At 33.0% G+C, this 10,549-nt stretch carries 9 protein-coding genes and 1 riboswitch; of the genes, 6 read left to right on the top strand and 3 right to left on the bottom strand.

What is annotated here, in order from left to right:
* Positions 1-349: 349 nt before the first annotated feature.
* The 6 genes from ACTCDL_RS10890 (at position 350) to ACTCDL_RS10865 (ending at position 5,722) form a co-directional block, all read left to right on the top strand.
* Entirely contained in the window at positions 350-1,636 is a 1,287-nt protein-coding gene (locus ACTCDL_RS10890; RefSeq protein WP_463176509.1) for a glucose-1-phosphate adenylyltransferase, read from the top strand.
* A gap of 147 nt (positions 1,637-1,783) precedes the next feature.
* A riboswitch (purine riboswitch) is annotated at positions 1,784-1,885 on the top strand.
* Positions 1,886-2,180: 295 nt separating this feature from the next.
* Positions 2,181-2,750 (top strand): xanthine phosphoribosyltransferase, encoded by a 570-nt coding sequence (locus ACTCDL_RS10885; protein WP_463176508.1) that lies wholly within the window; start codon positions 2,181-2,183, stop codon positions 2,748-2,750.
* A gap of 237 nt (positions 2,751-2,987) precedes the next feature.
* Positions 2,988-4,337: a nucleobase:cation symporter-2 family protein gene (locus tag ACTCDL_RS10880; RefSeq protein ID WP_463176507.1), complete on the top strand. Its 1,350-nt coding sequence runs from the start codon at positions 2,988-2,990 to the stop codon at positions 4,335-4,337.
* 236 nt (positions 4,338-4,573) lie between these two features.
* Entirely contained in the window at positions 4,574-4,858 is a 285-nt protein-coding gene (locus ACTCDL_RS10875) for an autorepressor SdpR family transcription factor (RefSeq protein ID WP_463176506.1), read from the top strand.
* A complete protein-coding gene (locus ACTCDL_RS10870) occupies positions 4,851-5,495 on the top strand; it encodes an SdpI family protein (RefSeq protein WP_463176505.1) in 645 nt (214 codons plus the stop codon). The genes ACTCDL_RS10875 and ACTCDL_RS10870 overlap by 8 nt, the downstream gene beginning before the upstream one ends.
* A gap of 62 nt (positions 5,496-5,557) precedes the next feature.
* Entirely contained in the window at positions 5,558-5,722 is a 165-nt protein-coding gene (locus ACTCDL_RS10865; RefSeq protein WP_463176504.1) for a hypothetical protein, read from the top strand.
* 7 nt (positions 5,723-5,729) lie between these two features.
* Here ACTCDL_RS10865 and ACTCDL_RS10860 read toward each other — a convergent pair whose 3' ends face one another.
* The 3 genes from ACTCDL_RS10860 to ACTCDL_RS10850 form a co-directional block, all read right to left on the bottom strand.
* Positions 5,730-7,013, bottom strand: a complete 1,284-nt coding sequence (locus ACTCDL_RS10860) for an alpha-amylase C-terminal beta-sheet domain-containing protein (protein ID WP_463176503.1) — start codon at positions 7,011-7,013, stop codon at positions 5,730-5,732.
* A gap of 413 nt (positions 7,014-7,426) precedes the next feature.
* Complete coding sequence (locus ACTCDL_RS10855; RefSeq protein ID WP_463176502.1) at positions 7,427-8,710, bottom strand: alpha-amylase C-terminal beta-sheet domain-containing protein; 1,284 nt, start codon at positions 8,708-8,710, stop codon at positions 7,427-7,429.
* 476 nt (positions 8,711-9,186) lie between these two features.
* Entirely contained in the window at positions 9,187-10,296 is a 1,110-nt protein-coding gene (locus tag ACTCDL_RS10850) for a tyrosine-protein phosphatase (RefSeq protein ID WP_463176501.1), read from the bottom strand.
* Between the last annotated feature and the right edge of the window lie 253 nt (positions 10,297-10,549).

The raw sequence follows: 10,549 nt of genomic DNA, 5'->3' as shown, positions 1-10,549 counted from the left end.
ATCACACTCCAATAGATATATAATATCGTAAATAAAATAAAATTTGGAGTGTTTATTTTATTTTTTCGCAGTTTAATCATATATAAGGTGATAAGAGCTAATTAGTTTAAAATTATTCTTATTTTTTATTACCTTTATATATTTGTGTATAGATAACATGATTGTAAAGGAGGAGTCAATATGTAAAGAAAATTTAAGTATTATTTGGAATTATTTTTTAGTAGTGGGTTATGTATTTTAGAAAATTTATAAATATCTTATATGAAATATTAATATTTAATATATATTTATAAGATTATAAGGTGTTATTTGAAAAATGATTTATAATCAAATAATTAGGAGGAATAGAATGAAGACATTAGCATTAATATTAGCAGGTGGTAGAGGAACTAGGTTGGATATTTTATCAGAACATAGGGCTAAGCCTAGTGTACCTTTTGCAGGTAAATTTAGATTAATAGATTTTGCTTTAAGTAATTGCGTTAATTCTGGAATCTATGATATTGGAGTTTTAACACAATATTTGCCACTATCATTAAATGACCATATTGGAATCGGAAAGCCTTGGGATTTAGATCGTAGAATGGGCGGAGTGACAATACTACAGCCTTATACTGGAAGAAAAGGTGGTTGGTATCAAGGGACTGCCCATGCTGTTTATCAGAATATCAATTTTATTAAAAAGCATAATCCTAAATATGTAGTTGTTCTCTCTGGAGACCATGTATATAAGATGAATTATGATGAAATGATATCATTTCATAAAGAAAAAGGGGCGGATTTAACTATTGCAACTCAGAGGGTTGCCTGGGAAGATGCTCATCAGTTTGGAATTTTAGAAGCGAATAATAATATGCAGATTGTTGATTTTAAAGAGAAGCCAGAAAACCCACCTAGTAATTTAGCTTCAATGGGGATATATGTCTTCACCGCTGATGTACTGATTGATAAATTAGAGAGTTTTTGTGATCAGGAGAATTCTGACTTTGGTCACCACATAATTCCAGAGATGATTGAAAATAATAATGTATTTGCCTATGAGTATAAAGGATACTGGAAAGATGTAGGAACCCTTAAGTCTTTCTGGGAAACCAATCTATCATTGACAGATCCATTACCAGAGCTGAATTTGTATGATAAAAATTGGCGGATGCATACAAGGACTGAAGAGGAACCACCTGTCAAATTTGGAAGAAAAGGTAGGGCGATTGAGAGCCTTATTTCTAATGGGTCAATTATTAATGGGGTGGTAGAAAATTCTGTTATCTCTCCAGGGGTGGTGATTGAAGAGGGGGCAGTAGTTAGAGATTCGGTCATATTTAATAATACTGTTATTAAAAAAGATTCGATAGTATGTAAATGTATAGTTGATAAGAGTGTAGTTATTGGGGAGAATTCTCATATAGGTTTTGGAAATGATTATACTCCTAATCTAGAGAAATCAGACTTATTAACAAATGGTCTAACAGTTATAGCTAAAAGAGCTAATATCCCAGCTAATACTCAGATTGGACGTAACTGCCGAGTCTTATCTTATGTAAATGAAGATGATTTTGAAGATAGGATTATTTCAAGTGGTAAGACTGTTAAACACAATATCAAAGATGATGTCTATATGTTAACTGTAGCTAAATAAAAAAAGTAGAGGTTGCTGATATCAGCAACCTCTACTTTTTTTATAGTTTTAATTTTACATTAAAATTTGTTAATTTTTGATAATATATCTGATTAATGATTTTATTCTTGCAAAACAAACTTATATGTGTTATTTTATTAGTAATAAAGAAAAAATATTACTAGTACTCGTATAATATCGAGAATAAGGCTCGAGAGTTTCTACCAGATGGCCGAAAACTATCTGACTACGAGTGGAAGTGTACCTAAAAGGCAGTTTATAGTTGATAGTCAGCAGTGTATAGTTGAAAATCATAAAGAATTAGAACAATTTTAAAAGATTTTGCTTTTATGCTCTTAACTATATAATGTAAATTGTACATTATACACTGAAGTTCAAAAGGTACAGATACATAAATTGTATTATCCAAAGGAAAAAGTCCAGATGGATAGCTTTCACTTGTAAGGGTGAAGTCTATCTATCTGGGCTTTTTCTGTTTTTAGTAATTTAAATTTAAAGTAGCTACTATATCAATTGCAAATTGACATAATGGGAGGAAGGTATAATGAAGTTATTAAAGGAGAAAATCAAAGAAGATGGAAAGCTGATTGGGAGTAATATTCTAAAGGTTGATTCCTTTTTAAATCACCAGATAGACCCTCAGTTGATGGCAGAGATTGGAAAAGAGTTTGCTCAGCGCTTCCGTCAAGAAGAGATTAGCAAAGTTTTAACAATTGAAGCTTCAGGGATTGCAGTGGCTTTAATGGTAGGCTTGGAATTGGATGTACCAGTACTTTTTGCTAAGAAGAAGAAGGCATCTACTATGGATGGAAAAGTTTATACTGGTAAGGTGAAATCCTTTACTAAAAATCAAGTCTATGATATTAGCGTGGCTGCTAAGTACTTAAATAAAGATGATAAGGTCTTAATCATCGATGATTTTTTGGCTATGGGTCAAGCTTCACAAGGGTTAATAGAGATTGTGAAAGATGCTCAGGCTCAGCTAGCAGGGGTTGGAATTGTAATTGAAAAAGGATTTCAGCCTGGTGGAGAGCAGTTGCGTAATGAAGGTGTTAGGGTAGAATCTTTAGCTATTATTGAAAGTTTAGAGGATAATCAGATTACCTTTGCTTAAAAATGAGTTTAGATTTAATTCAATTAAAATTAAAGTTTATTCTAGTAAAAAAAATTTAGACAATAAATTGATATTACGACACTTTGTGTCGAGTGTGAGCTATGAGTGTGAGTGTGTGTAAAACTTTTTTTGGGGTTTACTCACACTCACACACCCACTCACGCTAATTTTAAAAGTGTCACAATCTATCCATTAAGTATTAATATTAATGCTATAAATACATAAGGAGGAAATCAAATGAGTCAAGAGTTAGTATACCAAGAAGAATTAATTGATGAAACAGAGTCTAATCAAAGCAGAACAGTTGAATTATCCTATGGGATTGAAGATAGACCAGAGTTGAAGGTAGCTACTGCTTTAGCTATTCAGCATATTGTAGCTGCCTTTAGTGGGATTGTAGCTGTGCCTTTGGTAGTTGGAGGGGTATTGGGGCTTTCTCCAGTTGAGATGGCTTACTTGGTCAGTACTGCTTTATTTATGGCTGGATTAGCTACTGTTATTCAAGCTAAGGGTTTTGCTAAGGTAGGTTCTAAATTACCTTGTATCATGGGGACTGATTTTACCTTTGTTGGTCCTTCAATAGCTGTTGGCAGTACTATGGGGTTGCCAGGAATCTTTGGAGCAACCTTATTAGCTGCACCAATTGAGATGATTATTAGTAAATTCTTTCCTAAGATTAAGAAGTTCTTTCCGCCGGTAGTTACTGGTTGTGTAGTAACTTTAATTGGACTAACTATCTTACCAGTAGGAATTGATTGGGCTGCTGGTGGCTATGGAGCAGCTGACTATGGTAGTCTAGAAAATGTTGGTGTATCTTTAGCAGTTTTAGCAGTAATTGTTATATTGAATCAATTTGCTACAGGTTTTTGGAGTTCTGCTTCTATCTTGGTAGGTATTTTATTTGGTTATATAATTTCTTATCCAATGGGAATGTTAGATTTTTCTGCTGTCAAGCAAGCAGCTTTAATCAACTTACCAATGCCTTTTAAATATGGAGTAGCTTTTAGTTTGACAGGATTTTTAGCTTTTATTCCAGCTTATTTAGTAACTAGTGTAGAGACTGTTGGGGATTTATTGGCTGTTGGCGAAGCCTGTAATAAAGAATTAGAGAGTGAAGATATCTCAAAAGGTTTAATGGCTGATGGTGTAGGAAGTATGTTAGCTGGGGTTTTTGGAGCAGGTCCTAATACCTCTTTTAGCCAGAATGTTGGAATTATTCCCTTAACAGGGGTGGCTAGTAGATTTGTAGTTATCTTAGCTGGAATTATCTTAATGATTTTAGGGATATTTCCTAAGCTAGGAGCATTGATTGCTATTATGCCTAATCCAGTATTGGGTGGAGCAGGGATTGTCATGTTTGGAATGATAGCTGCTAGTGGTATTAAGGTATTGCATGATGCTAAGCTTAATAGAAGAAATCTATTGATTATAGCTATCTCTTTAGGTTTTGGTTTAGGTGTAGTTGTCAGACCAGATATTTTAAGTCATCTACCAAAGGGATTAAATACCTTCTTTCAATCAGGAATTACTACAGGAACTTTAACAGCATTGTTATTAAATGTTTTCCTTCCAGAGATGGAAGAGTAAAGTATAAATACGAGAAGACTCCAATTAAATTTGGGGTCTTTTTTATTGACACTATCTTAAATTAAGCATATAATCAATTTAGATATTTAGATAATTATTTAAATGTATAAAAGATCTTTTAACTATCAATTTTAGTAAGGAGAACTTATATTATTTTTTGCAGATTTGTCACTTCCTAATGTTTGCTCTGCAATTGATCATTAACTATTAATCATAGTAAAGAAGGGGGAGAGCACGTGTCTTTAAATTTTGATCAGACTTTTAAAGCTTTAGCAGATGGGAATCGTCGTAAAATACTAATATTATTAAAGGAAAAGGATTTGACTGCCGGAGAGATAGCAGATGAGTTTAATATCAGTAAACCCTCTATTTCACATCACTTAAAGATACTAAAGAATGCCGATTTGGTAGATGATAGAAGGGAAGGGCAGCAGATATATTACTCCTTGAAGATGACTGTTTTTCAGGAGATAATGAATGGTTTTCTTAATATATTTGAAGGGGAGGATAGCAATGAGTAAATTTAGTCTTAAGCGGGATTTTTATTCACTTATTATTTTATTATTAGGGTTAGGGATTGTGCTTTGGGCTTATCCAAAATTGCCTCAGCAGATACCATCACATTGGAATATGAAAGGGGAAGTTGATGGTTATGCTGCCAAAGCCTTTGGGGCTTTTATGGGGCTTTCAATAGCAGCCTTGATTTATTTTGGTTTTTATCTGTTGGCTAAGATAGATCCATTAAAGAAGAATTACCAACGCTTTAATAAAGGTTATTTATTAATTAGGGATACAATGATTACTTTTTTTGTTCTTCTTAATATAATTTCTGTCTTAGCTGGATTGGGTTATATTGAAGATGCTAGTAAATCTATCTTTATTCTATTCTCATTATTAATGATAGCTATGGGCAATTATATGCCTACCTTCAAACGAAACTGGTTTTTAGGAATTAAGACTCCATGGACAGTATCAAGTGAGGAAGTCTGGAATCGTACCCATCGAATAGGTGGAAAGTTATTTATGCTAGGAGGCTTATTGGGGCTAATAGAGGCTATCTTTATGGATAGTAGTTATCTCTTTTTGATAGGTGTAATTGGAGCTTCTTTAGGAAGTACAATTTATTCATATTGGTTATATCAAAAGTTAGCTGATTAATTATAATAAGTAAGGCGTCGATAATAGAGAAGTTAACTAGAAATAAGATCAAGAATATAGCTATGATTAATTTCATAAAAGATAATCAGACTGAGTCTATTAAAGAGTTTGAAGAGTTAATTCTAGTTAGTGGAAGAAGTGATAGACCTTGGGTTTATATCAGTAGTGGGAGTAAAATAAAGAAGCTAGCCAGATATTTTATCTGGCTAGCTATTGTTTATACTTAGAGATAAATTATTGTGTCCAAACAGCCCACTGATTTCCAGAGGCACGAAGGTTCCAACCTGAACCAGGACTCCAGTCACCAGGACCAATCTTTACAGCTAAACTACTATTAATTATTGCTGCATATTTACTACTATCTGCTACTTGAATACTTACAGGACTTGTAGAGGTAATTCCTTGTTCTTTTCTAAGGTTAATCAAGGTCTTAATCTTTGATTGTAAGTCATTACCCCAGTCAAAGTAATGAGGCCAATAAACACAAGGTGTTCCAGGATGAGTTAAGATATAAGCATATCCCTGCTCTACCTTACTCATTTCAAAAGGCCAATGTTCTTGTCCACCATCTGGTGAAGGACCTGTATCATGGTTATCAATAAAGGTTACTGACATTTCAGGCCACCAACCAATTGCTCCAATTGGGTTATTGCTAGAATCTCGCAATCTCCAGTATTCACTTCGTGAAGTTGCCAGCATTAGCTGCCACTTGGTAGTAAAGTCAAAGACTGTAGATTTTGCTCCAGTGGCATCAATCCAATCTATTAATTTTTGCCTATGGTAATTTACATTATCACCTGAAGCATAGTAATCACCAGTGATATCTGGCCATAACTCACCAACAGAGAAGTAAGGTGAGGTAGCATCATTATAGATTCCATTATAGTAACCAGAGTATCCTTTGACATAATCATAACGCCAACCTTTAAAACCTACATCATCTTTTAACCAATTCATCCAAGACTCAATCTCTGCTTGAACATCATAATAGGTGTGGTCAAGGTCACGAGCTGCAGCATAACCATCGCCTGTATCAGCATTTCCTGTTCCTTCTCCCCACTCATCGTCATTAGTAACAGCATGATTGTTATCATCAAAGGCTGGATTAGAGAAGTCAGCCCAATCTGTTGTACCGACTCTGTGATTGATAACGATATCTGCAATTGGTTTGATTCCTCGGTTATTCATTGCATTAACAGCTGCTCTAAGCTGAGCTTCAGTACCATGGTCAGAGTTGAGGTTATACCATTCATTAGGCAAATAACCTGTTCCACCTGTAGACTTTGATACAGGGGGGAACCAGACCATAGTAAATCCAGCCTCACTAATTGTATCAGCTTTATTTATTATGGTATTCCAAGTCCCATATTTCCATGAGTTCCAGTGAAAACCTTGAAGGATTACATCATTTCCTGATCCAGAATAAGCAGCTTCCACAGGGGCTATTGTTGTAGAGAAGGATAAAGTAAAGCAAATTAATATTAGTAACAATATTCTTCTAAGATCTTTAATTATCATTATATAACCTCCTTGTTTAATTGAAAATATCTTACTGACATAAATTAAACCTAACAAGTGATTCATATAAATTTTGATTGAGTAGAAGTTAATTAAGCTTTAATAATCACCTCCTTTCAAGATGATTTAAAATATTCTGAAAATTAACTATAAAAGAAAATAAGAGTTAATTTTAATTGTTTATAGAGATAAGGCTGACAAAACTGAATTTATTTATATTTCTATCTTTCTATACTTGTATAAAAATACCTTCTATCTGGACTGCTTATAAATTGCCACTTTGATTATGGAAATCTTAAATTATAAATAAGGAAGAGTAGGTTATATAGAAGTTAATATCAAACTAAATAGGTGAAGCTTCACCTATTTAGTTTGATATTTAAAAAGCTATAATCAGAAAATATATTTAGATATTATTGTGTCCAAACAGCCCATTGATTTCCAGAAGTGCGAAGAGTCCAACCTGAACCAGGGCTCCAGTCACCAGAACCAATTTTTACCGCTAAGGTATTATTGATTATGGCTGCATATTTACTACTATCTGCTACTTGAATACTTACAGGACTTGTAGAGGTAATTCCTTGTTCTTTTCTAAGGCTAATCAAGGTTTTAATCTTTGATTGTAAATCTTTACCCCAATCAAAGTAATGAGGCCAATAGACACAAGGGGTTCCAGGGTGAGTTAGAATATATGCATAGCCTTCTTCTAAATGATTATTATCAAAAGCCCAAAGTTCTTGACCACCATCTGGTGAAGCTCCTGTATCGTGGTTATCGACAAAGGTTACTGACATTTCAGGCCACCAACCAATTGCTCCAATTGGGTTACCACTAGAATCTCTCAATCTCCAGTATTCACTTCGTGAAGTTGCCAGCATTAGCTGCCACTTGGTAGTAAAGTCAAAAACTGTTGATTTTTGACCTGTAGCATTGATCCAATCCATCAATTTTTGTCTATGGTAATTTACATTGTCACCAGAGGCATAGTAATCACCAGTGATATCTGGCCAATACTCGCCAACAGAGAAGTAAGGTGAGGTAGCATCATTGTAAATTCCATTATAGTAACCAGAGTATCCTTTGACATAATCATAACGCCAACCTTTAAATCCTACATCAGTTTTTAACCAATTCATCCAAGACTCAATCTTTGATTGGACATCATAATAAGTGTGGTCAAGATCACGACCTGCAGCATATCCGCCACCTGTATCAGCATTTCCTGTTCCTTGACCCCACTCATCATCACGGGTAACTGCATGCTTATTATCAGCAAAGGCTGGATTAGAGAAGTCAGCCCAATCTGTTGTACCGACTCTGTGATTGATAACAATATCTGCAATAGGTTTAATCCCTCTATTATTTAAAGCAGTTACAGCTGATCTAAGTTCAGATTCACTTCCGCGCTTTGAATTGAGGTTATACCATTCAGTAGGCAAATAACCATTATCATCTGCAGAAGCTGAAACTGGTGGTAACCAGACCATAGTAAAGCCTGCATCTTTAATGGCATCAGCATTATTTTTGATGGTATTCCAAGTGCCATACTTCCAAGAGTTCCAATGAAAGCCTTGAAGTATTACATCACTTCCTGATCCCGAATAAGCAGCTTCTGCTGGGGTGATCAGTGTAGTAAGCAATAAAGCAGAACAGACTAAGAACAACAATAATCCTCTTTTAATCTCTCTAATTCTCATCATATAGACCTCCTTATTTAGTTAAATACTTATGGCCCAACATAATCTAGAGTGATTCAATCCATCCATACAACATTTTTTAATTAATACAAGGTTTTTAATAAATTAGAATTAACAATCACCCCCTTATAAAATTACTTTTTATATTTCAAAATTAGCTCCAAGACTTAACCAGAACTAATTTTAAAACCTTTAAAGTTCTTAGTTAGGTGATATTAAAGAACCTAATTATACTTGCATATAAGAGTTATAAAGTAAAACTTATGTAAATTTAATTTCACCATTTACTATAAAAATCCTTTTTATACATATTATATATAAATTTCCACTTAAATTGTGGCAAATTGAAACTATTGAGATTTTTCTATGTTAGAATTACAATTTAACAGGTAAGTTAATTAATAAAAAAGCCTATGCTTTAAGCACAGGCTCAGTTTGGTTTAAGGGTGACTAGTTATTTTTTATAGATACTAATACTATAATTTTCCTGCTAATTTCTTTTTAATCTTTTTAATTCTGCTATCAGCTAAATCTAATTTAGTCTCAAAAAAATCTTCCATCAACTGGGTTAAATTATCTTTAAATTCTGTTCCTAACATTTCTATAAAAGCATATTCTAGCAATCGTTCATCACGGTATTCGCTAATCCCCATATTATTAGATTTTTGATAGTCTCTAACTATATCTTCCCAACTAGCTCCCATTAAAGCTGACAAGATAGCAATTATAACTCCAGTCCTATCGGTGCCTATTCTACAGTGAACTAAGAAAGGTGCTTTGTTATTATCATCAAGGATGAAATTAGCAATCCTTTTAACTAGATTAGCAAATTCATCGCTAGCTGCAATATAATAAAAGACATCATAGTTATAACCTTTATTGGTAAAGATAGTATTATTATTTAGAATTAACTCCTTATAATAAGGAAATTTATTAAATATACTTTCATCAGTATCTGATAGGTTGATGATAGAGTTGATTTTATTATGAGCTATTAGCTCTTGGGTAAGCATTAAACGTTTTTCCTCTAAGGGATGATCAGCTCTAGATTTTTTTAAAGGATGATAAGATCGATATAAGATACCTTCTCCTAAAGAACCTAAATTAACCGATCTAAAGTTGGTTAATTCTTTATCAGAACTATAATTAGTTTTATATTCTTCTATTTGACTGTTTATCTTTTTAATTTTATTGGTCTTACTCTTATCCAAATGGATAATGTGTTTATATCCTCCACTGTGGCCATCATAAAATTTATCCTTTAGGGGAACTTCTTCTGGGGCATCTAAATAATACTTACCATTTATTATAAATCTAAACTCACCCTGTCCTGAGTTACCAGGAATATCGACTTCATTAATCTTTTTATTTAATATCCATAAATCATCAGTGACCTTTTCTAAGTTCCAGAGATTCTTCCATGCTGTAAAGCTGGCATTTAAAGCTACCTCTTTTATTATAATATCATCATCCAACTGCTTACCTTGATAAATGTTTTTATCAAAGATAAAGGTTATTTTATCATCCTTTAAAGAATAACCTTTCATTTTATTATCTTTTCCAATATCTATCTTAATTTCAATCATCTCCTTTAATAAAATTAAAGCTGTTATTTATATATTAAATATAAGCCTTTTAAATCCTTGTCTAGAAGTCTAATCTTTTTATAGAATAACAAATTATTGTTGCTATATAAGTTGAACTAGTTTTTTAAAGAATCAAAAAGTATTTTTTTGCAACGAATTAACACGAATTACACGAATAAAAGGCAAAAAGAATAAATTAATAGTTTAGAATTTTCTTTGTTTTAAATTCGCTAGATTCGTTGCTAAATAAGTT

The organism is Orenia sp. (assembly GCF_055140805.1).
The sequence above is the reverse complement of the archived record's forward strand: the minus strand, read 5'-3'. Positions and strand labels throughout refer to the sequence as shown.

What these genes read in the sequence shown, in the direction of transcription:
- ACTCDL_RS10890 (WP_463176509.1), top strand. Translation starts at nt 350, where the DNA reads ATGAAGACATTAGCATTAATATTAGCAGGTGGTAGAGGAACTAGGTTG.
- ACTCDL_RS10885 (WP_463176508.1), top strand. Translation starts at nt 2,181, where the DNA reads ATGAAGTTATTAAAGGAGAAAATCAAAGAAGATGGAAAGCTGATTGGG.
- ACTCDL_RS10880 (WP_463176507.1), top strand. Translation starts at nt 2,988, where the DNA reads ATGAGTCAAGAGTTAGTATACCAAGAAGAATTAATTGATGAAACAGAG.
- ACTCDL_RS10870 (WP_463176505.1), top strand. Translation starts at nt 4,851, where the DNA reads ATGAGTAAATTTAGTCTTAAGCGGGATTTTTATTCACTTATTATTTTA.
- ACTCDL_RS10865 (WP_463176504.1), top strand. Translation starts at nt 5,558, where the DNA reads ATGATTAATTTCATAAAAGATAATCAGACTGAGTCTATTAAAGAGTTT.
- ACTCDL_RS10860 (WP_463176503.1), bottom strand. Translation starts at nt 7,013, where the DNA reads ATGATAATTAAAGATCTTAGAAGAATATTGTTACTAATATTAATTTGC.
- ACTCDL_RS10855 (WP_463176502.1), bottom strand. Translation starts at nt 8,710, where the DNA reads ATGAGAATTAGAGAGATTAAAAGAGGATTATTGTTGTTCTTAGTCTGT.
- ACTCDL_RS10850 (WP_463176501.1), bottom strand. Translation starts at nt 10,296, where the DNA reads ATGATTGAAATTAAGATAGATATTGGAAAAGATAATAAAATGAAAGGT.